The sequence below is a fragment of the Streptomyces sp. NPDC058092 genome, assembly GCF_042884935.1.
Taxonomy (GTDB): domain Bacteria; phylum Actinomycetota; class Actinomycetes; order Streptomycetales; family Streptomycetaceae; genus Streptomyces.
In genome coordinates this window covers 572,238-596,129 of the sequence record NZ_JBHVSY010000001.1, presented here as the reverse complement: position 1 = coordinate 596,129, position 23,892 = coordinate 572,238, and the positions used below count along the sequence as shown (strand labels likewise).

19 protein-coding genes are annotated in these 23,892 nt (G+C 72.1%); 6 read left to right on the top strand and 13 right to left on the bottom strand.

From position 1 onward, the window contains the following. Window positions 1–31: 31 nt before the first annotated feature. From fxsT to ACFVV1_RS02895, 8 genes are all read right to left on the bottom strand, one after another. Window positions 32–3,025, bottom strand: a complete 2,994-nt coding sequence (gene fxsT, locus ACFVV1_RS02930; protein ID WP_389983439.1) for an FxSxx-COOH system tetratricopeptide repeat protein — start codon at window positions 3,023–3,025, stop codon at window positions 32–34. Window positions 3,026–3,105: 80 nt separating this feature from the next. Beyond that, complete coding sequence (locus tag ACFVV1_RS02925; protein ID WP_389983436.1) at window positions 3,106–4,521, bottom strand: aKG-HExxH-type peptide beta-hydroxylase; 1,416 nt, start codon at window positions 4,519–4,521, stop codon at window positions 3,106–3,108. Beyond that, on the bottom strand, window positions 4,518–5,648 hold the full coding sequence (locus tag ACFVV1_RS02920; protein WP_389983938.1) for an FxsB family cyclophane-forming radical SAM/SPASM peptide maturase: 1,131 nt from the start codon (window positions 5,646–5,648) through the stop codon (window positions 4,518–4,520). The genes ACFVV1_RS02925 and ACFVV1_RS02920 overlap by 4 nt, the downstream gene beginning before the upstream one ends. Before the next feature lie 271 nt (window positions 5,649–5,919). After that, window positions 5,920–6,207: an FxSxx-COOH cyclophane-containing RiPP peptide gene (gene fxsA, locus ACFVV1_RS02915; RefSeq protein ID WP_389983433.1), complete on the bottom strand. Its 288-nt coding sequence runs from the start codon at window positions 6,205–6,207 to the stop codon at window positions 5,920–5,922. Window positions 6,208–6,416: 209 nt separating this feature from the next. Beyond that, a complete protein-coding gene (locus ACFVV1_RS02910; protein WP_389983935.1) occupies window positions 6,417–9,794 on the bottom strand; it encodes an SAV_2336 N-terminal domain-related protein in 3,378 nt (1,125 codons plus the stop codon). A gap of 256 nt (window positions 9,795–10,050) precedes the next feature. After that, a complete protein-coding gene (locus ACFVV1_RS02905; protein WP_389983430.1) occupies window positions 10,051–11,082 on the bottom strand; it encodes an AAA family ATPase in 1,032 nt (343 codons plus the stop codon). A gap of 103 nt (window positions 11,083–11,185) precedes the next feature. Next, the gene (locus tag ACFVV1_RS02900) at window positions 11,186–13,273 is read right to left on the bottom strand and encodes a trypsin-like peptidase domain-containing protein (protein WP_389983427.1); all 2,088 of its coding nucleotides are present in this window, start codon (window positions 13,271–13,273) and stop codon (window positions 11,186–11,188) included. Further along, window positions 13,270–13,986 carry a CU044_2847 family protein gene (locus tag ACFVV1_RS02895; RefSeq protein ID WP_389983424.1) on the bottom strand — a complete coding sequence of 239 codons (717 nt, stop codon included), beginning with the start codon at window positions 13,984–13,986 and terminating at the stop codon, window positions 13,270–13,272. The genes ACFVV1_RS02900 and ACFVV1_RS02895 overlap by 4 nt, the downstream gene beginning before the upstream one ends. 173 nt (window positions 13,987–14,159) lie before the next feature. Between ACFVV1_RS02895 and ACFVV1_RS02890 the strand changes: the two genes are divergently transcribed. Then, a complete protein-coding gene (locus ACFVV1_RS02890) occupies window positions 14,160–14,342 on the top strand; it encodes a DUF6104 family protein (RefSeq protein ID WP_003961784.1) in 183 nt (60 codons plus the stop codon). A gap of 24 nt (window positions 14,343–14,366) precedes the next feature. On the opposite strand, the gene ACFVV1_RS02885 is transcribed toward ACFVV1_RS02890, so the two are convergent. After that, window positions 14,367–15,233 carry a hypothetical protein gene (locus ACFVV1_RS02885; protein ID WP_389983421.1) on the bottom strand — a complete coding sequence of 289 codons (867 nt, stop codon included), beginning with the start codon at window positions 15,231–15,233 and terminating at the stop codon, window positions 14,367–14,369. Window positions 15,234–15,395: 162 nt separating this feature from the next. Between ACFVV1_RS02885 and ACFVV1_RS02880 the strand changes: the two genes are divergently transcribed. Both ACFVV1_RS02880 and ACFVV1_RS02875 read left to right on the top strand, forming a co-directional pair. Further along, on the top strand, window positions 15,396–16,253 hold the full coding sequence (locus ACFVV1_RS02880; protein WP_389983418.1) for a DUF4097 domain-containing protein: 858 nt from the start codon (window positions 15,396–15,398) through the stop codon (window positions 16,251–16,253). Between the two features lies 1 nt (window position 16,254). Next, a complete protein-coding gene (locus ACFVV1_RS02875) occupies window positions 16,255–17,241 on the top strand; it encodes a helix-turn-helix transcriptional regulator (protein ID WP_389983415.1) in 987 nt (328 codons plus the stop codon). A 62-nt stretch (window positions 17,242–17,303) separates the two neighbouring features. On the opposite strand, the gene ACFVV1_RS02870 is transcribed toward ACFVV1_RS02875, so the two are convergent. The 4 genes from ACFVV1_RS02870 to ACFVV1_RS02855 all read right to left on the bottom strand — a co-directional run bounded on the left by ACFVV1_RS02870 (window position 17,304) and on the right by ACFVV1_RS02855 (window position 20,608). Next, on the bottom strand, window positions 17,304–17,891 hold the full coding sequence (locus tag ACFVV1_RS02870; protein ID WP_389983412.1) for a Clp protease N-terminal domain-containing protein: 588 nt from the start codon (window positions 17,889–17,891) through the stop codon (window positions 17,304–17,306). Continuing rightward, window positions 17,891–18,100, bottom strand: coding sequence for a helix-turn-helix domain-containing protein (locus ACFVV1_RS02865; protein WP_383755783.1), 210 nt, complete (start codon window positions 18,098–18,100; stop codon window positions 17,891–17,893). The genes ACFVV1_RS02870 and ACFVV1_RS02865 overlap by 1 nt, the downstream gene beginning before the upstream one ends. Before the next feature lie 83 nt (window positions 18,101–18,183). Further along, window positions 18,184–19,149, bottom strand: coding sequence for a zinc-binding dehydrogenase (locus ACFVV1_RS02860; RefSeq protein WP_389983409.1), 966 nt, complete (start codon window positions 19,147–19,149; stop codon window positions 18,184–18,186). A gap of 235 nt (window positions 19,150–19,384) precedes the next feature. Further along, a complete protein-coding gene (locus ACFVV1_RS02855; protein ID WP_389983406.1) occupies window positions 19,385–20,608 on the bottom strand; it encodes an NADP-dependent malic enzyme in 1,224 nt (407 codons plus the stop codon). A gap of 523 nt (window positions 20,609–21,131) precedes the next feature. Here ACFVV1_RS02855 and ACFVV1_RS02850 point away from each other — a divergent pair. From ACFVV1_RS02850 to ACFVV1_RS02840, 3 genes are read left to right on the top strand one after another with little or no spacing between them, the layout of a single operon-like run. Next, window positions 21,132–22,082, top strand: a complete 951-nt coding sequence (locus ACFVV1_RS02850) for an ABC transporter substrate-binding protein (protein ID WP_389983403.1) — start codon at window positions 21,132–21,134, stop codon at window positions 22,080–22,082. 29 nt (window positions 22,083–22,111) lie between these two features. Next, window positions 22,112–23,062, top strand: coding sequence for an amino acid ABC transporter permease (locus tag ACFVV1_RS02845; protein ID WP_389983400.1), 951 nt, complete (start codon window positions 22,112–22,114; stop codon window positions 23,060–23,062). Next, window positions 23,059–23,820, top strand: coding sequence for an amino acid ABC transporter ATP-binding protein (locus ACFVV1_RS02840; RefSeq protein WP_389983397.1), 762 nt, complete (start codon window positions 23,059–23,061; stop codon window positions 23,818–23,820). The genes ACFVV1_RS02845 and ACFVV1_RS02840 overlap by 4 nt, the downstream gene beginning before the upstream one ends. Window positions 23,821–23,892 lie beyond the last annotated feature (72 nt).

Sequence of the window (23,892 nt, the reverse complement as noted above, 5' to 3'; positions counted from 1 at the left end):
CGGGCCCTTCGGCGTGTGCGCTCGGGACGCGTCAGATCATCTGCGGTTCGAAGTCCCAGTACGGACGGTTGCGGGAGCGCGCCGAGACCGTGTGGACGTGCTGGTCGCCCAGGGTGGCCTTCAGGTCTTCCAACGCCTCTGTCTCGACCTTGTCCGCGCGCTGCCGGTCGCGGATGCCGCGCAGGTCCGCGGCGTGCGCGATCCGGGCGGAGAGCGTCAGCGGATGGGTCCGGCCGAGAACCTCGGCGGCGCGGACGACGACCGAGTCCGTCAGCGCGGCCGCGGATTCCGGGTCGCCCACCAGGTTGCGCAGCGCCGAGGCGTTGACCGCGCAGCCGAGGGTCCAGGGGTGGTTCTCGCCCACGGCCTCCGTCATGTCGGCGAGCGCTTCCTCCAGGAGGGTGTGCGCGCGGTCCCGCTCCCCCACGTTGCGGAGGATCAGCGCATGGTTGGCCCGGGTCCCCGCCACATAGGGGTGTCCCTCGCCGAGCATGTCCACGTAGCCGCCGACCACCTTTTCGCTTATGTCCCTGGCCTGGTCGATGTCGGCGTTCTCCCGGGCGAAGAAGCTCTGGCTGGCGGCGAACATCATCGTCAGCGGGTCGTTCTCGCCCAGCACCCGCTCGGAGCGTTCCAGAACCCGGGTGAACAGGTCCGCCGCCTTGGCGCGCTCCCCCGAGCGGTACTGGCACAGCGCGAGGTTGTGCTCGGCGCGCAGGGTCTGCGGGTTGTCCTGGCCCATGACCCGCCGGTGCAGCGCGACGCTCGGGTTCTGGAGCGACAGGGCTTCGCCGTACCGCCCGAGCAGGCGCAGGTCGGTGGCGTAGTTGATCTCGGAGTAGAGCGTCCAGCTGTGGCGCGGGCGCAACAGCTTGCGCCGGGCGTCCAGGGTGCGCCGGTCGAGTTCGAGGGCCTCCTCGTACCGGCCCAGCAGACGCAGCGAGACACCCAGGTTGTTCTGCGCGTTGAGCGTGCGCGAGTCCTGGTCGCCCAGCAGTTCGCGGTAGGCGCCGAGGATCCAGCCGGACATCTCCAGCGCCTCGTCGTACCGGCCGAGGCCCCGCAGGTCTGCGGCGAGACCGCTGGCGGCACGCAGGTGTTCCAGGTCCTGCGGGCCGCGTTCGGCGCGCAGATGCTCGACGGCGGCCCGTTCGATGGCTTCCGTGCCGGCGTAGTCGCCGACGGCCCGCAGCAGGTTGGCGTAGTGGTACCTGAGGTCCCAGACCCTGGAGTAGTCGTCGCCCAGCAGTTCCTGCCAGGCATCCATGGCGCGTGCGCCCAGTTTGATGCCCGCCCGGTACTCCCCGGAGAGGTACATGTAGCGCAGGCAGTGGAGCACCAGGGTCTGCACCGCCGGGTCGGTGCTGTTGAGGACGTCGGCCCATTTCAGGTGCGGGGTGATCTCGGCGTAGGCGGGCCACAGACGGGTGTCGGTGGGCCGGCCCGGATCCGCGGCCGCGAGGGCCCGGCGGACCACGTCGATGAACTCCTGGCGGTCCCGTTCCGGCATGTCCTTGCCGATGATCTGGTGGACCATGCGGTGCATGTAGAGCGATTCGCCGGACGACGCCTCGTCGACGACCGATTCGTGGGACTCCAGGCGGACCACGGAGTACTGCCGGAGCTGGCCGATGGCCTTGTTCCACAGCAGCGGGTCGTTCATCAGGCCGGAGAGCTGTTCCGGCAGTTCGCCGGGGGGCATTTCCTTCAACAGCCGTACGGGGATGGAGCCGGGTGCGAAGAAGCTGCACAGGCGCAGCAGGTCGACGGATTCGGGGACGGTGTCCTTGAGCTTGTTCAGCAGTATCGACCAGGCGGTCTGGAAGGCGAGCGGGAAGTCCGCGGAGACCTTGACGACGTCCTGGTCGATGCCCCCTTCGAGCAGATCGATGTACTCGTCGACCGACATGTCGGAGTCGTTGAGCCAGCCGGCGGTCTGGTCGAGGAGCAGCGGGAGGTCTTCGAGGGCTTCGGCGAGCTGGTCGGCCTCGGACGGGGTCAGGCGCGGGGCCCGGCGGCGGATGAAGGCGACCGATTCGTTGCGGGCGTAGACCGGGACCTCGACGAGGTTGCTGTTGTGCTCGCTCCACTCCGGGTTGCGGGAGGTGATCAGGACGTGTCCGGGGCCGGTCGGCACCAGGTCCCAGATGTGTTCGGGTTCGTCGGCGCCGTCGAGGACGAGGAGCCAGTGGGAGTACGGTTCGCCGCGGCGCAGCGCGTCCCGTACCGCGCGCAGCCGTTCGCCGTACTCGGCGCCGGTGGACAGGCCCAGTTCGGGGGCGAGTTCGGCGAGTTTCTGGCGGTAGAGGGCGCGGCGGTCGGCGGGCACCCACCAGACGACGTCGTACTCGGAGCCGAAGCGGTAGACGTACTCGGCGGCCAGCTGGGTCTTGCCGACACCGGACATGCCGTGCAGGGTCACGACCCCGGCGCCCGGTCCGGCGTCCTGGAGCGCCCGGTACGCCTTGCTGAGCAGCTTCTCGCGGCCCGTGAACCGGGTGTTGCGCCGAGGCACCCCGCCCCACACCTCGGGGGTGTCGGCCGGATACCGCAGTCCCGGCCTGGTCTCCGCGGAATGGGGCAGCGGTTCGGTGCCCAGGCCCAGGCGGACGAGGAGCCGCCGCTCGGCCTCGTCGGCGCCCACGTTGGTCAGGTCGGCGGCGCCGAGGACCGAGGTGGCACCGGGCAGCGCGGACGTGGTGACGGACACGGCGGCGAAGCGGTCGGGGTCGGGGGCGACGACCTCGCGCAGCGCCCTGTTCCACTCGTCGTGGCTGCGGGGGCCGAGCTGGAAGTACCAGTCGCTGAGGACCACCAGGACACGGCCGCGCGACAGCGTCAGATCCCGCAGGGCCTCCTCCAGCGGGAGCTCCACCGGGGGGTCCCAGCGCTGCTGGACGACCGTCACGCCACGTCGCTCCAGACGGTCCGCGATCCACGCCGCCCAGGCGCGGTTGAAACCGGCGAAACTGATGGTGACGGTCTGCGCCCCGGTTGCCCCAACTTGCTTACGCGTTCCGGGCATTCAACCATCTCCCTGCTTCGGTACGAGCCTTGTCAACATACACCGGAGCATGGTCGCTCCGATCGATATCACGGGGTCGCTCACTGCCTGCGCGAGCCGTTCCTCTGCTGCCATATCACCTTCGCGGTGGACACGTACGCCTGCGCGCGCGCGAGATGCCCCGTGGGGGGCGGACAATCGTCCAGACGGTGGTAGACCGTGATCATCTCGTCGACGAGGACCCGGCCTTCGCGGGTCAGTGCCGCCGATCCGGCCAGCACCGGCAGTACGGCCCCGACCTGTTCGCGGCAGCGGGCGTGTTCGGACCAGGCCAGGTCGCGGTGGGTGACACGCCGCGCGCCGAGCGCGAACCGCTGCCAGTGGTCGGCGAGCGCGAGGTGCGAGTAGGCGCCCTGGAGGAGGCCGTCGAAGGGCCGGGGGTCGGGGCGCCAGGGGGCGAAGTGACGTGGTGTCGTGTCCTCGTGGTGCAGCGGTACGAGGGAGCCGAGCGCGGCCAGTTTGGTGTGCTGGAGCTCGTGGACGAGCGTGGCGGCGAAGTAGGCGGCGGCGGCCGGTCTGCTGCTGAGGACGGCGCCGAACGCCTCGCGCCTGGTGCCGCTGCAGTGGGCCGCGCCCTCGCCGGTGGGCCCGGAGCCGGGTGGCGGGCCGAGCGGTACCAGACAGCGCAGGAGAACGGCTGCTTCGGTGAGGCGGTGTTCGCCGCCGATGCGGAGCAGGGGCTCCATTCCGGACCAGAACTCGGCCCAGATCTTGCGTTCGTGGTCGTCGATGCGGATGGCGGCGCTCAGCCCGTGGCGCCGGAGGCCGCCGCCCTCGGTGCGGTACGGGTCGACATCGTCCAGGGGTACGGGACCGGCGCCGGGCAGTACGGCGGGCAGGGCGAGCACGGGCAGCCAGCGCGGGTCGGCCGAACCGGCCGTTCCGTCCGGTTGGGTACGTACGGTGAGAAGCGGCCGGCCATCTGTCTCGCATACCGTCACTTCACCGTCGGTGAAGGCGATGTCGACCTGGTCCGGGACGGTGCGGAGGGCGCCCAGAGTGGGCAGCGGCACCAGCCCGTCGTGTGCGGTGAGCCGGGCCGTGAACGGGACTCCCGCGCGGATCGCGGCCGCGGCGGCGAGGCCGCTCAAGTGGTCGAGGCCGGCCCGGAGTCCGGGGCCGGAGACGGTACCGGACAGGGCGCGCAGGCAGCGCTGGGCCCAGGGGCCGGTGAAGGGGTGGAACAGGACGGTGCGCACGGCGGTCCGGCCGGCGCGCTCCGCCGTCTCCAGCAGCGCCCAGTCCTGGTGCAGCCGGTCGAGTGCCCGGGGCGGGCAGACGGTCGTGGGGGCGGCCTCGGCCGCGTCGAGCAGAGCGCGCAGGAGGAGGAGCCGGCGGGTGTCCTGGTCGCGTACGAGGACGCGGAGGGTGTCGGCGTCGCCTTCGGTGCGGCCGAGTTGGCGCAGCATGGGGTCCGGGAGCGGGGGGTGGGGTGGGGGGCCGGGTGGGGGGCTCATCGGTGTGCTCCTGCGGTTGCGTCGGACAGCCGGCCCGCGATGTGGCGTACCAGCCGATCGAGATCGGCGCAGTAGACGGACGGGTTGGTGAAGCCGTTCTCTGCGCGGTAGCGGTGCGCGTAGTGGCCACCGCCGCAGACGGTCAGCAGCGGGCAGGCGCGGCAGGTGGCGGCGAGCGCGTCGGCTCCTGCCTGGCGGGCGGCGACGCCGGGGTGGTGCAGGGCGTCGTCGAAGGTGTGGCGGAAGATGTCGAGTCCGGTGGCGGCGGCCGTGTCGTAGGCGGACTTGAGGGAGTCCACCTGCTCGATCGTCCCGTCCGTCTCGACCACGATCGCGTTGACGGGGTCGAGCCCGAGGGATTCGGTGGCGGCGGGCAGGCCCAGCAGCAGGGCGATGCACTCCTCGAAGAGCCGGATCCGGGTCTCCCGCCGGCCGGCCTGCCACCAGCGGTCGAATACGGTGGTCAGCCAGTCGCCGTACGGGGTCGGGCGCCCCGGTCCGGGTTTTGTGGGGGCTGTCTGCGCGGCGGCGAGTCCCGGCGGGGGGTTCGTCCAGTTGCCGTGCGGCAGCAGCAGGTCGAGGGCCGGTGGGCGCAGGGCGAGCAGCGACTCGTACAGCTCGACCGGGTCGGTCCGCGGGTCGACGACGGTGAGGATGCCCGCGTACGCGTCGGGGTGCCGGTCGGCGAGGAGCCGGGCGCCGCGTGAGGCGGCGGGCCAGGAGGGGCGTCCGGCGTGGTCGGTGCGCTGGGTGTTGTGGGCGGCCAGACCGCCGTCGAGGCTGATGCCGATGCGTATGCCGTGCCGGGCGAGGGTGGCGGCACGGGTGTCGGTGAGCAGGGTGGCGTTGGTCTGCGCGGTGGTGTGGAGGGTGCAGCCGTCGGGCAGCAGGCCGCGTACCCGGTCGGTGAAGGCGGCCAGCCGGGCGGCGCCCGCGAGAAGGGGTTCGCCGCCGTGCAGGACGAGGGCGACGTCCCGCAGTCCGTGGGCTGCCGCGTGTTCGGCTATCCGGTCCGCGGTGCGGTTCAGGACGGCCGGTGCGGCGGCGGCCGGGCGGGTCCGCCAGGTCCGGTCGGGGCCCTCGTAGAGGTAGCAGTAGCGGCAGGCGAGATTGCAGCGGCCGTGCATCTTGACGATGAACTGCCCGAAGGGGACGGGGAGCCGGCCGGGGGCACCGTTGCCGGCGCGCCGGGGCGTGTGCGGCGTCGTCTGTCGAGACACTCCCGCACCCCCGTGCCGCACGTCCGCCGGGACAGCCCCCGTTGCCGGCCCGAGGCGAGTATCCCTTGGCTGCCGTGCGGGCAAACCCGTCCAGGGCCATGATGTCCTGTTCAACCGGGACCCGGACCGAAATCGTGCGGCTGCGGCCCCGTCCTGCGGAGCTGCGGGGCACCCCGCCTCAGAAGGCGCTCTGGAATCCCCACAGCATCTCCCGTGGCTGCTCGGCCCGGCCGCGCAGGTCCGCGACCACCTCGCTGAGCACCGGGTGGTCCATCGTCCGCAGCGCCTCCAGATCGATTTCCAGCAGATCGGGCAACGCATCCGGCCCGCCGGACGCCCCGCCGCCCGGACCGCCGTCGCGTATCGACTCGCTCATCACGCCTCCCCGTACCGTGTACTGCCGCAGCGAGCCCGCGGTCACCCGCTCGCCGTTGAGCGCATCCCGTTGAGCCCACGTCCCTGACACACGCATCTCCGCTCGCGCAGCCGCGCGGTCCGCGCGAGCCGCGCCGCCCGCACCGGTTACCTCTGTACCGATGCCCCGCACAAGCCGACATACGCCTTCTTGAGCCCGCCGTCGACCGGCGTCGGTCGTACACCGGTCGTACGCGGTGCGCACCGCCCGGATCGCATCACACCCGGAGCCGCTCCGCCCGGACGCTCGCCGCCCGGCAGTCAGCGCTCCAGCTCCGCCAGCCGCTCGGCGCTCGACTCGCCCGCCGAGCCGCCGCCGTCCGGCAGTTTGCTCCATTGCCGGACGGCCGCCCGGTACGCCTCGCGTGCGGCCCGGGGGCGGCCCGCCCTCTCGTATGTCATACCCCGCCAGTGGTTGGCTGTAGCACCCAACTCGACAGCCTGCTGGACCTGTTGTGGACTGTCCAGCTCCGCTTCCGCCGTCCCGGCCGCCGCGGCCGCGCCCAAGAACGCCCCGGCTGCCTCGTCGAGCCGGGCCGGACGCTCCAGCACCCGGGAGGCGTCGAGGTGGGACCGGCCCAGTTCCAGCCAGCAGCGCGCCTCGGTCAGCGGGTCGGTCGCCTCCTGGGCCGCGAGGCCGAAGAGGTGCTCGGCCTCCCGCAGGTCGACCCGGTCCTCGGTGGCCCGGTGCCGCAGCATCAGCGCCCGGCCCAGCATCAGCAGCCGCTCGGCCAGGCGTCTGCCGCCCGCCGCCGTCTCCGTACGGCAGTCGCGCAGCACCCGTACCGCGGCACCGATGTGCGCGCGCCCGTCGCGCAGTTGGGCCCGGCGCAGCAGGGTGCCGCCCCACTCGGCGAGCAGATCGGCGTGGGCCTGCGAGTCACGCGGGACGCCGCGCGCGGCGCGGGCGAACCAGTCGGCCGCCGCCACCAGTTCGTCCGGATCTCCGGTGTGCTCGTAGCGGGCGATACGGACCCGGGCGGCCCGGATCCGGAGCGAGGCGCGCAGCCGCTGTTCCCGTACGGTCTCCAGGGCCTGCTCGATCAGGGCCCCCGCCTCGTCCGGCTCCTCACCGGAACCGAGCAGGGCGTCCACCAGGTCCAGCAGGATGCGCACCTCGGTGCCCATGGTGTGCCGGCCGCCGCCCTGTTCGAACGCGGTACGCAAGGAGCGCGCCGCCTGACCTGCGTAGACGCGGGACTGTTCGGCGTCGGCGGTGGCGCCGGCCAGTTTCAGGAGCGTACGGCCGTGCGCCAGGGGCAGGGTGGTGGGGCGGTTCTCCTGGTCGGGCCAGACGTCGGCGAATGCCTCCAGCATGCCGCACGCGGCCTGCAGCAGGGCGGTGTCGCCGTCGAGCCGCCACTGCGCCTCCAGGGCCCGGACCCGCTCCAGGGTGAGCCGGAGGGCCTCGGCGGGCTCCAGACCCGGGTCCGAGCAGGCGGCCGTGTACTCGCGGTCGGCGCGGCGCAGCAGTTCCAGTGCGCCGCGCCGGTCGCCGCGGCGCCGACGGTCGTCGGCCGCGGCGTGCAACACCTTGGCCAGTACGGCCCGTTCGCGTACCGCGCCGGGGTGTGCGGCGGCCCGTTCGGCGGCGTACTCGGCCTCGCGGAGCAGTTCGGCGTCGCCCTGGACCTCCCACAGTCGCAGGACGCAGCGCGAGTACTCCGCCCACAGTTCGGGGTCGGCGTCCGGCTGCTCCTCGCGCTCGGTGGCGCCCCGCAGCAGCTGCACGGCGTCCATCAGGTACTGCACCATGTGGTCCGACTCGAAGTGCCGCAGCAGGACGCGGGCGCTCTCCACCGCCGCGTTCGGTGTCTGGACGGGGCTGCGGTGTCCGTCCCGGTCGGCCTGGACGACGAACTGCTCGGGCAGGGGCATGAATCGCTCCAGTACGCGGACCGCGACCTCGGCGAAGGGGTGGGGGACGCGCGGCCCGCCGCTTGCGCCGCTCTCCCCGTTCTCGTCACCCTCTTCGATGTCCTCGTCGGGCGCGCCGTTCGTCAGGGTGTCCGTGGTGGGGGTCGTCCGCGACGGCCCGTACCGGCCCTCGCCGAGCTGGGCGAAGGCCAGAGCCGGGAAATTCGGCCCGCCCTTCCCGAACCGCTGCTCGATGTACTGCGAGCAGTGTTTGAGTACGAGCAGTGCCTCGTCCCGGCCCAGCGGGCCGAGCAGCGCCTCGCGGACGCCGGGCGCGAACTCGTACCACTGGCCGCCGTCCTCGCCGGCGCCGTTCCCGTCCTGGCTCCTGCTCCGTGTCAGCAGTCCGCTCAGCAGCACCTCGGCGAGTTCGGACGGTCCCGAGTTCGGCAGCATCGTGCGCTGGACCAGCTGCATCACCGGCAGATACAGCGGGGCCGCCGCGAGGTAGACGGCCAGTTGTCCGGCGGCCGGGGAGGCCGCCGAACGGAAGCGGCTGACCAGCTGGAGCGAGGACAGCCCGTCGCCGGGGCGCTGCGCGGCCGCCGCCGGCTGATCGGCCCGTACCCAGCCGACGGCGCCGGAGATCTGCCCCGCGCCGGTGCCGGAGAGCAGTCTCGCCCAGGCCGCCAACGCGCCTTCCACCGGCGGGAGTACGGGGATCGCGAGCGCGCCCGGGTGCACGGCGGGCCCCGATCCGGCGTGCTCCGTGACCTTCAGTACGGCGGCTCCGCCGGGCCCCTCGCCCCGGGACAGCGAACCGTAGGTGACCGGCAGCCTGGTCCGGTTCCACATCCGCTGCGGCAGGGGCTGGAGCACGGCGGCCGGGGCCTGCCCGGCCAGCTGGTGCAGCAGCCGGTGGGCCCGGCCGCTGTGCCAGAGCGGACCGGCGCAGTCGCTGACCAGGACAGTGACGCGCCGGCCGGTCGGATCGCTCAGCCGGTCCGCGGAGTTCAGCGGCGCGGCGGCCGGATCGGGGCTGCGGCTCACCGCCGCCGCGCCGTCGGGCCCCTGGTGCAGATAGCGGACCTGAACATCCCGGAAGGCGCCCAACTGGCCGAAGATCTGCTGGAGTTCACCGAACATCCGGTCCCACACCAGCATCGAGGACGAGGCGTCCATGACGCACTGCAGGAGCGCCTCGCCCCGGGACGCGCCCCGGAACACCGGCATGATCACCCCGCCGGCCCGGGCGCTGAGCTCGGCGGTCGCCGTCTCGTCGAGGGTGCGGCGCAGTGGCGGTGCGGCCGGGCGATAGCGCTGCAACGGGCGCAGGGCTCGCTGGAGTTCGAGCGGTGCGGGCAGGGCGGGGGCGGCGGGCACGCCCAGGGTGAGGGCGCTCGCCCGGCCACCCCGGCCGGTGCTCCGTCCGCGCCCTGCGGGGCCGTCCGGGCGGGGGCCGCCGGACGGCCCGGTACGGGGTACGGGGTAGAGGGCGATCCGCCGGTCCGCGTCCCCGGGGTCCTGCTGCCGCACGGCGTCGTCGCCGTCCGGTGCGGGGTCCGGGGCCTCGTCGCCCCCGGCCTCCGGCTGCGCGGGGCGTCCGCCCGGCCGGCCCTCCCGGGCCGGGTCGGCGGGCAGCGGCGGCGCGGCCTCGTCGCTCTCGTCGTCCGGCGCGTCGGGGTCGCGGGTCCAACGGGCCAGCCAGAGGGCGTCACAGAGCTGCTCGACGTCGGGGTCGAGCCCGGCCTCCCGTAACCGGGCGACGAACGCGGGCAGCATGCCTCCGTCGTACGGCGGTGCGGCTTCCGCAACCGGTGCGTCACCCGTCGCCGATGTGTCGCCGGTCGCCGGTGCGTCGCGCGCAACCCGTACGCCTCCCGCCGCCGGTGTGTCTCCTGCCGCCGGTGCGTCGCGCGACGTACCGGCCCCGTCCAGGACGTCGTGGTCGCGAGGCTCCGGGGCCTCGCCCGCGCCGCTGTCGTGGCCGCCCTCCTCGTCCGGTCCGTGGCGTGGCGCGCCCCTGGACATCAGCGCATCACCTCGGCCTGTCGAGTCGCTGGATGAGCAGGTCGGCGAGACGGTCGCGGCCGGCCGGGGCGGCGGCGTCGGTGAGGTAGATCGCGTTCAACAGCTGGTCGGTGGCGAGGAGTTCGCTCCGGGAGCGTTCCAGGAAGTGGGCGATGAGATCGTCCCCGGAACGCGCCGCCTCGTCGCCGAGGTGGGCGCGTACGAAGGTCGCGAGCCGCTGGTGGTCGGGGCGTCCGAGCTCCAGGTGGATGCAGCGGCGCATCAGGGGCGCCGGGAAGTCCCGCTCGCCGTTGCTGGTGAGCACCACGAACGGGAAGGCCCGGCACTGCACCCGGCCGCCCCTCACCTTCACCTTGTTGCCGTCGTCGTCGAGGACCTCCGCCTCTCCCCCGGGCAGCCGGTCGGCGATCCGCTCCAGCTCGGGAATGCCGAACTCGCCCTCCTCCAGCACATTGAGCAGGTCGTTCGGCAGGTCGATGTCGCTCTTGTCGAGCTCGTCGATGAGCAGGACGCGCGGCCGGTCCGAGGGCAGCAGCGCGGTGCCGAGCGGCCCGAGCCGGATGTAGCTGCCGACGCTCTCCGCCGATGCGGCGCCGGCCGCCCCGGCCGCCGCGCCGTGCGCGGCGATCTGCACGTCCTGGAGCCGGGCGATCGCGTCGTAGCGGTAGAGGCCGTCCTGGAGTTCCGAGCGGCTGACGATCGGCCAGCGCAGGACCCGGCCGAGCCCGAGCTCGTGGGCGACGGAGTGCGCCAGCGTGCTCTTTCCGGCGCCGGGACTGCCGGTGACCAGCAGCGGACGCCGCAGATAGAGCGCGGCATTGATCATTTCGAGCTCTTCGGCGCCCGGCCGGTGGAGTTCGGCGATGTGCCGGTAGCCGCCGAGACGACGGTCGGCGGATCCGTCCCCGTCCTGCTCGCCGGGGGCCGGGGCGCCGCGGCCCGCGAAATCCCGCCAGGGCGGCGGGGGCGGCAACTGCTCGATGCCTTCGTGCGGCTCGCCGGCCCCTCGGTAGATGAGCCACTCGCTGGGTTCACTCATAGCGTGTTCCTCGTCGTCACTCGTCCGCCAGGGGCAGCAGTCGAACGTGCATCACGGTAGCGATCCGCCGTATGCCCCGTAAGGGGCCGGCCGGCCCGGTCGTTCACGGCGCCTCCAAGAACTCGTCGCCGGAGCCGGGCAACGGATGATGTGGATCTTGGTAGAGCAGGGCGACGCCGTCCGACCAGAACATCTCCGTACGCCCCGCGTGCACCCCCTGCCTCAGCCGATGGATCTTCCGCGGCAGCTGATCGGCCGTGCCGGCCTCGGTGACGGATCGGGCGGCGCTCCGGTGGAATTCCATGCAGACCGCGGCCGGTTCGGCCGCCCGGCGCCGCCACAGGGCCACTCCGAAACCGGCGTCGAGCACCCGTCCGAGACCGGCCGCGGCCTCCGGACGGGCCGGGTCGCCATGACGGCAGAGCACCGGGACGGTCTCGTACGCCAGTCCGCGCAGCTCCTCCACCACCGGTACGGGTACCCGCATTCCGTCCTCGCAATCGACGACGGCGGCCCGCATCGCGGCGGACACGGTCCGGTTCCAGCGCGCCTCGCGCTCGTCGATCCCGTCGTCGGCCGGCAGCTGACCGCGGTCCGGGCAGCGGATGACCACCGGGCGCAGCACCCCGAGCGGCCGCCCGTCGGGCGGCACCCGCCATGCGTCGACCTCCAGGTCCACGAGGCTCCGGTCCACGACGACCTGGAGCACGGCGGGGCTGTCGGGTTCGTCGCACCGCCGGAACGCCTCCGCCAGCGGGCCCGCGAGCCGGGCGGGGAGGGCGTCCAGTGCGGTGCCCCGGCTGTCCTCGGCGACGGGCAGGACGTCCCCGGCGTGCCGGTCGACGCCGATCCGCCAGTCGTAGCGGTCCGGTTCCCAGCCGCGCGGCTCCAGCTCCAGCAGGACGAACGGGGCGCTGCGGGTCCTGGCGGGTTCGAGCGTCGGCGCCGGGGTGTGTACGTGTTCGCGGCCGGGTGCGTGCCGGTCGTTGTACCGGAGCCCGGCGAGCTCGTGCCGGAACTTGCGGGAGAGCCGCTCCTCCGCCATCCGCTTCACCCAGTCCCACAGGGACGCCTCGGCGTCCTGGGTGGACGGCAGGACGTAGGGACGTTCGGCGGAAATGGCACTCATGCAGTAACGCAGGATCAGCTCCAGTGCGCCGTCGCCGCCGGGGGCGTCGTACAGCGCCCCCAGGCCGTCGCGCCAGCCGCGCGGGGCGGCGTGGTGCTCGGCCGGGTGGGTGTCCGGCAGCCGGTCCAGGAGGCCGAGGAGGCTGCGGGTGCTGAGCGGGGGCGGGAGTTCGGCGAGCCGGCCGAGCAGGTCGACCCGTTGCTGGGGGCTGAGCGCGAGCCCGGCTCCGGCACCCAGTTCACGCTGGACATCGGCCCAGGTCCGCTCCGTGCCGACGGAGCTGATGTGCCGGTCGGCGTGATAGCGGTCGTGGGCGTGGAACACCGCCTGGTAGGGGTCGTCGGACTCGGCGGCGACCGCGCCGGGCGGCACGGGCAGCGTACGCAGCCGCTCGACGCCGATCGAGGTCCCGCCGGTCGCGCCGTCGGAACGCGACTTGAGTACGCCGACGACCTCGCCACGGGCCAGATCCACCACGGGTCCGCCGGACAGGCCGGGATACATCCGGTCGCCGTCGAGCCGCATCTGTTCGTCGTCCTCGGCCCAGTCGCCGAAGGTGCCCATCACCTGGCACCGCCCGCTGAACCGGGTCAGCTGCCCCGACCCGCCGTCGGTCCAGCCGGCGTAGAGGACCGAGCCGCCGCCGAACATGCCCGCCGGGCGCTCGGTGACGTACACACAGGGGTGCGCGACGGGCCGCAGCAGCCGGATGAGCGCGAGGTCGGGCGCGGGCCAGCCGCCCGCCCCGGACGCGCCGGGCCGGCTCTCGGGCAGGGCGGCGACCACGGTGCCCTCGACCGCGGTCTCGGCGCTGCCGGGGTCCGGTTTGAAGACCACGTTCACGTGACGCCCCTCCCCCTCCATCGCCACGTGCGCGCACGTGAGGACCCAGCTCGGGGCGATGAAGAAGCCGCTCCCCAGAAAGCCTCTGTCGGATCCGTCCGGGGCATACCCGGGCTCCGGCCGATGGATGCGTACGGTCGCCGCCATCACGAGGCCCACCAGCGCACGGTACGCACCCGCCGAGCCGCCCCCTGCGCCCCTGCCCGGCGGCTGCGTCATGACCCGCTTCCGGCGCCGGGCCCGGCCCCGTCCGGACGCGCCGGTGCGCCGGTGGATGCTCCGGCGCCCGGATTCCCTGCGGACGCGCCGGTGTCCGGAGTGCCTGCGGACGCGTCGGCGCCCGGATTCCCTGCGGACGCGCCGGCGTCCGGGGACGCCTGGGGCGCCGCTGGTGACGTCGTGGGTGCGGGCGGGTGCACGGGCGGCGAGGAGGGCGGGGGCGGCATGTGCGGGGCGGGGTGCGGTGGCGTCGACCCCGCCGGGTGCCCGGTGGCCCGCGCCCCGGAACCGTGATCCGGCGCTGTCCGTCCCGCCCCGCGCGCCCCGCTCTGCGCCGGGATCGACGGGTCGGCGGGCGGGCCCCCGCCGTTCCACGTCAGGGTGACCTTGATGCCGCCCTTGGCCTCGCCGTCGGCGAGGAGGCCGACGACCTTGCCCGCCTTCGCGGTGAGTTCGATGCCGAATTCGACGCTGACCTCGTCGGGCCGCACCGCTCGCAGCGGCTCGGCGAGCGAGCGCGCGACGCTGGTCACGACGGCCTGCAGGCTCTCAACCCGGGCCTGCACCTGCTCGGCGAAGTCCCCGTACCCGATGTCCGTGAACGCCGGACCCCGGGCGGGCTTCGCCAGCTCCTCCGCCCCGGAGATCCGCGCCCAGACCGGTGTGCCGTCCGGCATCTCGATGCGCGTGATACGGGCCCCGCTGTCACCCATGAAACCCCCCGTTCCCCAACTACCCGCAGGCTAACGGCAGTACGCGGCCGACGCGAGATACATGGACCATGACGCCGCCACCCCGCCGACCGGTTCTCGGCCGGTTCGCACGTCCGTCGCGGACCGCACCACCGGCCACCGCGGAGCTGTCACCAGGCATTAGGCTTTTCCGCATGTACTTCACCGACCGCGGTATCGAGGAGCTGGAGAAGCGGCGAGGCGAGGAAGAGGTCACTTTCGAGTGGCTCGCCGAGCAGCTCCGTACGTTCGTCGATCTCAATCCCGACTTCGAGGTGCCGGTCGAGCGCCTCGCCACCTGGCTGGCCCGCCTCGACGACGAGGACGAAGACGAGTAGGAACAGGAACAGGAGGACGACCGGTCAGACCGGCCCGACGTCCTCGGCCCCGTCGACCCCCTCGACCCCGTCGGCCCTGAACCGGTCGTACGCGAGGCCGAGCGCTCCGTGCGCCACCAGCAGCGCCCCCGCGAAGGCCCAGCCACCGCTGCGGCGCCCGATCCCCCAGAGGGCGAGCGGCAATCCGGCCGCCACCTGGGCGCCGCCCAGCGCACGGGCCCTGGGGCCGCGCATCCAGGGACCGAGACGGCTGTTCTCGACCACGTCGAGTTCGGCCGTCATCGCCGCGCGCCAGCCGGTCCAGACGACCGGTTCCGCTTCGGGCCGTTCGTCGGCCGCCGCGTACAGCCGGTCGCCGGGCGTCTCCGGGTCCAGACCGGGCGGGAGGTCCAGTCCGATGCGGGTGAGGACCGCGAGCAGCCCGCGCAGCCGGACCCGGGCATCGGCGTCCGGGTCCGGGCGGATCAGCTCGTCGAGCGCCTGGACGTCCAGTACGGGGTCGAGGCCCAGCCGCTCGGCGAACGTACGCATCGCCTCGTCCTCACCGGCCGGCGTGCCGTCCGCCAGCCAGACGTAGCCGACCGGGCGGCGGAAACCGGACGCGAGCGTGTGACCGGCCCGGTCGCCGTCCCACCACAGGGCGAGGACGGGCCAGGTCGAGCCGACCGCGAGCGCGGCGGCCCAGCCGGCCACGACCCGGTCGACCGGCTCCGCGTCCGCACCCCCGGCGCCACCGTCCCGCCAGGGCTTTCCCTCGGGCACGAGCACGGACCACCCGTCTCCGGCGGGCGCGAGCAGCATCCGTTCGCGGAGCAGACGGGCCACCGGCCGTACGGTCTCGGGTTCGGCACGGCACAACAGCAGCGCTCCGGCGGGGGATGTCGCGTTCATGCCTCACACGCTAGGGCAATTCATCCATGTCCGATGCATTTGCCCCCTCCTGATCAGCGAAGCCACCACAGCGCCCCTTGACTTCGCCGATCCGCGATATATCGTGTTCCCTAAGAGACGCGATATGTTGCGTCATTCGACACTCCCCTGGAGGTCAGATCCATGCCTGTGTCGACATGGGCCATCGCCGAGCCCCGGAAGCTGACCTTCGACGATCCCGTGACGTCGCTCAATGTGCGCATCGTCGGGGGCGCGGTCAATGTCGTCGGCACCGATGAACCGACCGCCCGGCTGGAGGTCTCCGCGATCGAGGGCCCGCCGCTGATCGTGACCCAGGAGGGCGGCACCCTCACGGTCGCGTACGAGGGCCTGCCCTGGAACGACTTCCTCAAGTGGTTCGACCGCAAGGGCTGGCACCGCAGCGCGGTCGTCTCGCTCGCCGTGCCCGCCGGGTCGGCGGTGGCGGTCGGCGTGGTCGGCGCCGGGGCCGTCGTGTCCGGAATCCGGGGGCGTACGGACGTACGGGGCGTCAGCGGCGACTCCACGCTCGTCGGGCTCGCCGGTCCGGTCCGGGCCGAGACGGTCTCCGGCAGCGTGGAGGCCCAGGCCGTCACCGGCGAGCTGCGCTTCCAGACGGTCTCGGGCGATCTGACGGTCGTGGAGGGCGCCGGGGCCTCGGTACGGGCGGAGTCGGTCAGCGGGAACATGGTGCTGGATCTGGACCCGAGCGGGAAGCCCACGGACATCCGGCTGAACACGGTGTCCGGCGAGGTCGCCATCCGGCTGCCGCACCCGGCGGACGCGACGGTCGAGGCGAACACCACGAGCGGCACCCTCTCCAACGGCTTCGAGGATCTGCGGGTCAGCGGCCAGTGGGGGGCGAAGAGGATCACCGGCACGCTGGGCGCCGGGACCGGGCAGCTGCGGGCGACGACCCTCTCGGGCTCGATCGCCCTGCTGCGCCGCCCACCGGCCGAAGACGATCCGTACGACGCCGAGCCGACCGGAAAGGTGCTCTGACATGGCCCCCGTATTCGCCCACGGCCGCCTCCGCCTCTATCTGCTGAAGCTGCTCGACGAGGCCCCTCGCCACGGCTACGAGGTGATCCGGCTCCTGGAGGAGCGCTTCCAGGGGCTGTACGCGCCCTCGGCGGGCACGGTCTATCCGCGCCTGGCCAAACTGGAGGCCGAGGGCCTCGTCACCCATGCCACCGAGGGCGGCCGCAAGGTCTACTCGATCACCGACGCCGGCCGCGCCGAGCTGGCGGGCCGCACGGGCGAGCTGGCCGATCTGGAACTGGAGATCAGGGAATCCGTCTCCGAACTGGCCGCCGAGATCCGGGACGACGTCCGCGGCGCCGCCGGGAAGCTGCGCAGCGAGATGCGGGCCGCGGCGCACGAGACCAGGCAGACCTCCACCGGTTCCACCGGCGCCCGGGGCGACCGGGACTTCCCCTTCGGCGACTTCACGGACTTCGGCGACAAGGAGTCGTGGGGGGCCGCGAAGGAGGAGCTGCGCAAGGCCAAACAGGAGTGGAAGGAGCAGGCCCGCCGGGCGAAGGACGAGTCCCGCCGCGCCCGCGAGGACGCCCAGCAGGCCCGCCGGCAGGCCAAGGAGGCCCAGGACAAGGCGCGCGAGCAGATGCAGAACGCCGCCCGCCAGGTCCAGGAGCACTTCGCGCGGGGCGACTGGCCCTCCGGCGTACGGGAAGGGCTGGCCGAGATCACCGGCCAGCTGGGCAACTTCGCCAGGACGGGCAGCTGGCCCCCGTACATCAAGCCGGAGCCCGCCGACGCCGACCCGGAATGGGGCAAGGACACCGCCCGCACCGGCGACCCGGCCCGCGACCTGGACCGCCTGCTCGACCGCTTCCGCGACGACATCCGCGACGCGGCCCGGGACCGGGGCGTCACGGAGGAGCAACTGACGGAGGCCCGCCGCCGGCTGTCCACGGCGGCGGCCCACATCGAGGCACTGCTGAGGAAGGACGACGGCGGGGAAAGGTGAACCGGGGCCCCGCCCCGCCCCGGCTCTCGGCTCACCGGCTCTCGGCTCTCGGCCCCCGGCCCTCAAACGCCGGACGGAACGGTGCCGTCCCCGTCCCCGTCCCCGTCCCCGTCCCCGTCCCCGTACAGCGCGCGATTCACCGTTTCGTACGTCGCGCCATGGACGGCGAGTACGTCGGCGACCACACCAGGGCAGGCGGTGAGTGCCAGCAGCAGGTGCTCGTCGCCGATGAAGCGGTCTCCGCGCCCCACCGCGATCCGCAGCGTCTTCGTCAGAACGTCCTTCGACCCGCGGGTGAACGGGCGACGTCCCGGCCCGCGCCGCCGGCCCCTGTCCAGCGCGCCTTCCCCGTGGATCTCCTCGACCCGGGCGACGATCTCGGCGACGTCGATGCCGATGTCGGCGAGCGCGTCCGTATCGGCCCGGGTCAGCCCGCCGCGGCGGCGCGCCGTGACCAGATCGGCCTCGACCGCCGCGCGGCGGTCGGCGAGGCCCAGCGAGGCGATGGCGAAGGAGGCCCGGCCGCTGTGCTGATCCAGCAGGGCGAGCAGCAGATGCTCCTCGGTGACCGATTCGGCGTCGGCCCGTTCGGCATGGGTCACGGCGCCGGTCACGGTCGCCCGGGCGCTCTTGGTGAATCGTTCGAACATCAATGCCTCCCGTACTTCTTGTGCACGGCTTGTCGGCTGACGCCCAGTTCGGCGGCAATCTCCTGCCACGACCAGCCGTTCGCGCGGGCGCTTGCGACTTGTACGGCTTCAAGTTGCTCCAGCAGCCGCCGCAGTGCGGCGACCGCCCGCAACCCCACCCGGGGGTCGCGGTCACCGGCGCGCGCGGCGAGATCCGTTGCTTCGGTCATGATGTCAACTTACGTTGACATGACCTCTCATGTCAACCATGGTTGACATGAGAGGTCTGTGGTGACCGACTCGGCCGCGCGCCTCAGGAGCAGGTGAGCACGATCTTCCCGAACTGGTCGCCCGCGGCCAGCCGTTCGAACCCCTCGCGGGCCCGGTCCAGCGGCAGCACCTCGTCGATGACGGGCCGTACGCCGGTCGTCGCGCAGAACGCCAGCAGGTCCTCCAGCTCGTCCTTGGACCCCATGGTCGAGCCGACGACCTTCAGTTCCAGGAAGAAGATCCGGGTCAGCTCGGCGTGCGAGGGCCGGTCGCCGCTGGTCGCACCGGAGATGACGAGCGTGCCGCCGGGGCGCAGGGACTTCACCGAGTGGGACCAGGTGGCGGCGCCGACGGTCTCGATGACCGCGTCGACACGCTCCGGCAGCCTCGCGCCGGGCTCGTACGCCTCGACCGCTCCGAGTTCGACGGCGCGCTTGCGCTTGGCCTCGTCGCGGCTGGTGGCGTGGATCCGCAGCCCGGCGGCCCGGCCGAGCACGATCGCGGCGGTGGCGACGCCGCCGCCCGCGCCCTGGACGAGGACCGAATCGCCCGGGCGCACCCCGGCGTTGGTGAAGAGCATCCGGTACGCGGTGAGCCAGGCGGTCGGCAGGCAGGCGGCCTGCTCGAAGGTGAGTTCCTTCGGCTTGGGCAGCACATTCCAGCTGGGGACGGTGACCTGCTCGGCGAAGGTGCCCTGGTAGCGCTCGGTGAGGATGGACCGGGGTTCCTTCGGGCCGACGCCGTGCCCGGTCTGCCCGATGACGGAGTGCAGGACGACCTCGTTGCCGTCCTCGTCGATCCCGGCGGCGTCGCAGCCGAGAATCATCGGCAGCTTGTCCTCGGCGAGGCCGACGCCGCGCAGGGACCAGAGGTCGTGGTGGTTGAGTGAGGCGGCCCGGACACTGACGGTGGTCCAGCCGGGACGCGCCTCGGGGGCGGGGCGCTCACCCAGCTCAAGGCCGTTCAGGGGCTGGTCGCGGTCGATACGGGATGCGTAGGCGGCGAACATGGCCTCGACGATAGGCCGGGGCACGGACCGGCGTAACCGGCCACGGGTGTGACGCGCACCGCGAAAGAATCAGCCCCTCCGGCGACCGAGGAGCGGGAGTCCGGGGGCAGCACCCCCGGACAAGGAAGGAAGGGGCGGGGAGGGTAACAGGCCCGCCGCAGGCGCACCCGCGACCGGATCACCCGCGGGCACACACCCCGCACCCGGGCATTCGCACCCCGCCCCGCCCCGGAACTCAGCGCCGGGCCACGCCCTCCGCCCGCGCCGCCGCGGCCACAGCGGCCGTCACCGCAGGCGCGACCCGCTCGTCGAACGGCGACGGAATCACGTAGTCCGCCGCGAGCTCATCGCCCACGACATCCGCCAGCGCGTTCGCCGCAGCGATCTTCATGCCCTCGGTGATCCGGGAGGCCCGGACCTGAAGCGCACCCGCGAAGATGCCGGGGAAGGCCAGCACGTTGTTGATCTGGTTCGGGTAGTCCGACCGCCCGGTCGCCACGACGGCGGCGTACTTGTGCGCGACGTCGGGGTGGACCTCGGGGTTCGGGTTGGCCATGGCGAAGACGAACGCACCGGGCGCCATCGACGCGACGGCCGCCTCGGGCACCGTACCGCCGGAGACGCCGATGAAGACGTCCGCACCGGCCAGCGCGCTCTCCAGCGAACCGGAGATCCCGGCCCGGTTGGTGAGTTCGGCCAGCTCGCGCTTGACGTCCGTCAGGTCCTTGCGGTCCCGGCTGACGATGCCCTTGCGGTCGGCCACGGCGACATCGCCGAGCCCCGCCTCCAGCAGGAACTTGGCGATGGCGACCCCGGCCGCACCGGCGCCGGAGATCACGGCGCGCAGGTCACCGAGGCTCCGGCCGGACAGCTTCGCGGCGTTGCGCAGGGCCGCGAGCGTCACGACGGCGGTGCCGTGCTGGTCGTCGTGGAAGACCGGGATGTCGAGCCGCTCCTGGAGCTTGCGCTCGATCTCGAAGCAGCGCGGCGCCGAGATGTCCTCCAGGTTCACGCCGCCGAAGGACGGCGCGAGCCGGACGACCGTCTCCACGATCTCGTCCGCGTCGGTGGTCGCGAGCGCGATCGGCACCGCGTCGACGCCGCCGAACTGCTTGAACAGAATCGCCTTGCCCTCCATCACCGGGAGGGACGCCTCGGGGCCGATGTCACCGAGGCCGAGCACCGCGGTGCCGTCCGTCACGACGGCGACGACCTGCGACTTCCAGGTGTAGTCGTGGACCAGCTCGGGATTCTCGGCGATGGCGCTGCACACCTTGGCGACGCCGGGCGTGTACGCGAGGGACAGGTCGTCCTTGTCACGGACGGGCACGGTGGCTTGCACAGCCATCTTGCCGCCGCGGTGGAGCGCGAAGGCCGGGTCGAACGGCGCATCGGTGGTGCTTTCCGTGGTGCTGTCAGTGGTGCTGTCGCTGCGAGGATTGACGATCTCCGCTGCCATGGTGTTGACCCCTTAAGTCTTCATCGTTTGAGGGTGGCCACTCCTGGTTGAGGAGGGGTGGGCGGGCACCGCGTACGTTCCCCGCGTCGGCGGTTGGCCCGCCCCGGCAGGGAGAGATACATACGCGCGGACGCGCCGCACACGCGTCCTGAGCCCCGGATGAGGGGTGTAAAGGTCTTTTTTACCCGACGGACCACGTGACCGACGAGTCCATCTCGACGCGGTGATGTGACTCATAGTCGAATATCTGGACAAGTCGGCCTACCAGCGAAATGGCGTCCACCAGTCGAGACGCGCCGCAGATCCTGCGGCGTGAAGATGAAATCCCCACAGATGGTCCGGCCTTGGTGTACCGGCCGCTTGAGGTTCGGAATCGCCCGTTACCCGATTTTGACATGACTGGCCCACTGTTTGGGCAAATCCGAATGGCAAGATGCCGTAATCGCACAGGGCGGCGACACCCGATGACGCGTGTCATCCACCGCCTGGCAACACAGCCCTCACCTGCCGGAGGAACCTGATCATGACCGCAAGCACCACCCGCCGTACGACCGCGAAGTCCCGGATTGCAGCGGTCTGCGCCATCGCGGTCGCCGGCACCTTGCTGCTGACCGCCTGCGGCGACCAGACCAAGAGCGGGAACAACAGCTCCGACTCGACGAAGAGCTCCACGGCCGCCGACCTCCTGCCGCCGGAGATCAAGGCCAAGGGCGTCATCAAGGTCGGCTCCGACATCGCGTACCCGCCGGTCGAGTTCAAGGACAAGTCGGGCAGGACGGTCGGCATCGACCCCGATCTCGGTGCCGCGCTCGGCAAGGAGCTCGGCGTGACGTTCCAGTTCGAGAACGGCACGTTCGACACGCTGATCACCGGCCTGCGCTCCAAGCGCTACGACCTCGCGATGTCGGCGATGACCGACACCAAGGACCGCCAGGAGGGCGTCGACTCCGACACCAAGAAGAAGGTCGGCGAGGGGGTCGACTTCGTCGACTACTTCACCGCCGGTGTCTCGATCTACACCAGGAAGGGCGACGACCAGGGCATCAAGACCTGGGCGGACCTCTGCGGCAAGAAGATCGCCGTCCAGCGCGGCACGGTCTCGCACGACCTCGCCAAGTCCGAGTCGAAGAAGTGCACGGGTGGCAAGAAGATCGCCATGGAGACGTTCGACAACGACCTGGAGGCCCAGACCCGGCTGCGCAGCGGCGGCGCCGACGCGGGCTCCTCCGACTTCCCGGTGGCCGCGTACGCGGTGAAGACCTCGGGCGGCGGCAAGGACTTCGAGCTCGTCGGCGAGCAGGTCGAGGCCGCCCCGTACGGCATCGCCGTCGCCAAGGGCAACGACCAGCTGGCCAAGGCCGTCCAGGCGGCCCTGGACGCGCTCATCAAGAGCGGCGAGTACGGGAAGATCATCGCCAAGTGGGGCGTGGAGGCCGGCGCGGTCACCGAGGCCAAGCTGAACGGCGGATCCTGACAAGGATCCGGCGCTGAAAGGCTGTTCCTGTGACTGACATAGAGAAGACGGGTACGGCCGACCGGCCGCCCATCCCCCCCGCCCCGTCGACCGGTCCGGAGGCGATCAAGGCCATTCCGGTACGGCACTACGGCCGGTACGTCTCGGCCGTCGTCGCCATCGCCGCGCTCGTCGCGATCATCTACGCGTTCAGCCAGGGCAAGATCAACTGGGGTGCGGTCCCCGACTACTTCTTCGACGACCGCATCATCAAGGGCGTCGGCCAGACCCTGCTGCTGACCGCCCTGTCGATGGTGATCGGCATCGTCGGCGGCGTCCTGCTGGCCGTCATGCGGCTGTCGAGGAACCCGGTGACCTCGTCGATCGCCTGGTTCTACATCTGGTTCTTCCGCGGCACCCCGGTCCTGGTCCAGCTGTTCGTCTGGTTCAACCTGGGGCTGGTCTTCGAGACCATCAACCTCGGACCGATCTACAAGGACTACTGGTCGAGCTTCATGACGCCGCTGCTGACGGCGCTGCTCGGCCTGGGCCTCAACGAGGCCGCCTACATGGCGGAGATCTGCCGTGCGGGGCTGCTCTCGGTCGACGAAGGCCAGACGGAGGCGTCGCACGCGCTGGGCATGAGCCACAGCAAGACGCTGCGGCGCGTGGTGATCCCGCAGGCGATGCGGGTGATCGTGCCGCCGACGGGCAACGAAGTCATCAACATGCTCAAGACGACGTCGCTGGTGGCGGCCGTGCAGTTCTACGAACTGTTCAAGTACGCCCAGGACATCGGGCAATCGTCCGGAGCCCCGGTCGAGATGTACTTCCTGGCCGCGGCCTGGTACTTGATCATGACCTCGGTGCTGAGCATCGGCCAGTTCTACCTGGAGCGGTACTACGCACGCGGGTCGAGCCGCAGTCTGCCGCCCACTCCGCTGCAGAAGGTCAAGGCCAATCTGCTGTCCCTGGGCCGCCCGAAGGGAGGCATGGCATGACCGCCATGGTGAAGGCCGAGGGCGTCCACAAGTCCTTCGGCGCCGCGCACATCCTCAAGGGCATCGACCTGGAGGTCGCTCCGCGCGAGGTCTTCTGTCTGATCGGTCCGTCCGGTTCCGGCAAGTCGACCTTCCTGCGGTGCATCAACCACCTGGAGCAGATCAACGCCGGCCGGCTGTCCGTCGACGGCGAGCTGGTCGGCTACCGGCAGAAGGGCGACAAGCTCTACGAGCTCAAGGACAGCGAAGTCGCCCTGAAGCGCCGGGACATCGGCATGGTCTTCCAGCGTTTCAACCTCTTCCCCCACATGACGGCGATCGAGAACGTCATGGAGGCCCCGGTCCAGGTCAAGCGCGAGCCGAAGGCCGTGGCGAGGGCCCGGGCCGAACGGCTGCTGGACCGGGTGGGCCTGGCCGACAAGGCGAAGAACTACCCCTCCCAGCTCTCCGGCGGCCAGCAGCAGCGGGTGGCCATCGCCCGCGCCCTGGCCATGGAGCCGAAGCTGATGCTCTTCGACGAGCCGACGTCGGCGCTCGACCCGGAGCTGGTGGGCGATGTCCTGGACGTCATGCGCGGTCTCGCGGAGGACGGCATGACGATGGTCGTCGTGACCCATGAGATGGGCTTCGCCCGTGAGGTCGGCGATGCGCTGGTCTTCATGGACGACGGTGTGGTGGTCGAGTCGGGCCACCCGCGCGACGTACTGACCAACCCGCAGCACGACCGGACGAAGTCGTTCCTGTCGAAGGTGCTCTAAGAGCGCAGAAGGAGGGCGGTACGGACCGATCCGGGTCCGCATCGCCCTCCTCTCCGTGCCCCTGCCCCTGCC

What these genes read in the sequence shown, in the direction of transcription:
- fxsT (WP_389983439.1), bottom strand. Translation starts at nt 3,025, where the DNA reads ATGCCCGGAACGCGTAAGCAAGTTGGGGCAACCGGGGCGCAGACCGTC.
- ACFVV1_RS02925 (WP_389983436.1), bottom strand. Translation starts at nt 4,521, where the DNA reads ATGAGCCCCCCACCCGGCCCCCCACCCCACCCCCCGCTCCCGGACCCC.
- ACFVV1_RS02920 (WP_389983938.1), bottom strand. Translation starts at nt 5,648, where the DNA reads ATGCACGGCCGCTGCAATCTCGCCTGCCGCTACTGCTACCTCTACGAG.
- ACFVV1_RS02910 (WP_389983935.1), bottom strand. Translation starts at nt 9,794, where the DNA reads ATGCTGCCCGCGTTCGTCGCCCGGTTACGGGAGGCCGGGCTCGACCCC.
- ACFVV1_RS02905 (WP_389983430.1), bottom strand. Translation starts at nt 11,082, where the DNA reads ATGAGTGAACCCAGCGAGTGGCTCATCTACCGAGGGGCCGGCGAGCCG.
- ACFVV1_RS02900 (WP_389983427.1), bottom strand. Translation starts at nt 13,273, where the DNA reads ATGACGCAGCCGCCGGGCAGGGGCGCAGGGGGCGGCTCGGCGGGTGCG.
- ACFVV1_RS02895 (WP_389983424.1), bottom strand. Translation starts at nt 13,986, where the DNA reads ATGGGTGACAGCGGGGCCCGTATCACGCGCATCGAGATGCCGGACGGC.
- ACFVV1_RS02890 (WP_003961784.1), top strand. Translation starts at nt 14,160, where the DNA reads ATGTACTTCACCGACCGCGGTATCGAGGAGCTGGAGAAGCGGCGAGGC.
- ACFVV1_RS02885 (WP_389983421.1), bottom strand. Translation starts at nt 15,233, where the DNA reads ATGAACGCGACATCCCCCGCCGGAGCGCTGCTGTTGTGCCGTGCCGAA.
- ACFVV1_RS02880 (WP_389983418.1), top strand. Translation starts at nt 15,396, where the DNA reads ATGCCTGTGTCGACATGGGCCATCGCCGAGCCCCGGAAGCTGACCTTC.
- ACFVV1_RS02875 (WP_389983415.1), top strand. Translation starts at nt 16,255, where the DNA reads ATGGCCCCCGTATTCGCCCACGGCCGCCTCCGCCTCTATCTGCTGAAG.
- ACFVV1_RS02870 (WP_389983412.1), bottom strand. Translation starts at nt 17,891, where the DNA reads ATGTTCGAACGATTCACCAAGAGCGCCCGGGCGACCGTGACCGGCGCC.
- ACFVV1_RS02865 (WP_383755783.1), bottom strand. Translation starts at nt 18,100, where the DNA reads ATGACCGAAGCAACGGATCTCGCCGCGCGCGCCGGTGACCGCGACCCC.
- ACFVV1_RS02860 (WP_389983409.1), bottom strand. Translation starts at nt 19,149, where the DNA reads ATGTTCGCCGCCTACGCATCCCGTATCGACCGCGACCAGCCCCTGAAC.
- ACFVV1_RS02855 (WP_389983406.1), bottom strand. Translation starts at nt 20,608, where the DNA reads ATGGCAGCGGAGATCGTCAATCCTCGCAGCGACAGCACCACTGACAGC.
- ACFVV1_RS02850 (WP_389983403.1), top strand. Translation starts at nt 21,132, where the DNA reads ATGACCGCAAGCACCACCCGCCGTACGACCGCGAAGTCCCGGATTGCA.
- ACFVV1_RS02840 (WP_389983397.1), top strand. Translation starts at nt 23,059, where the DNA reads ATGACCGCCATGGTGAAGGCCGAGGGCGTCCACAAGTCCTTCGGCGCC.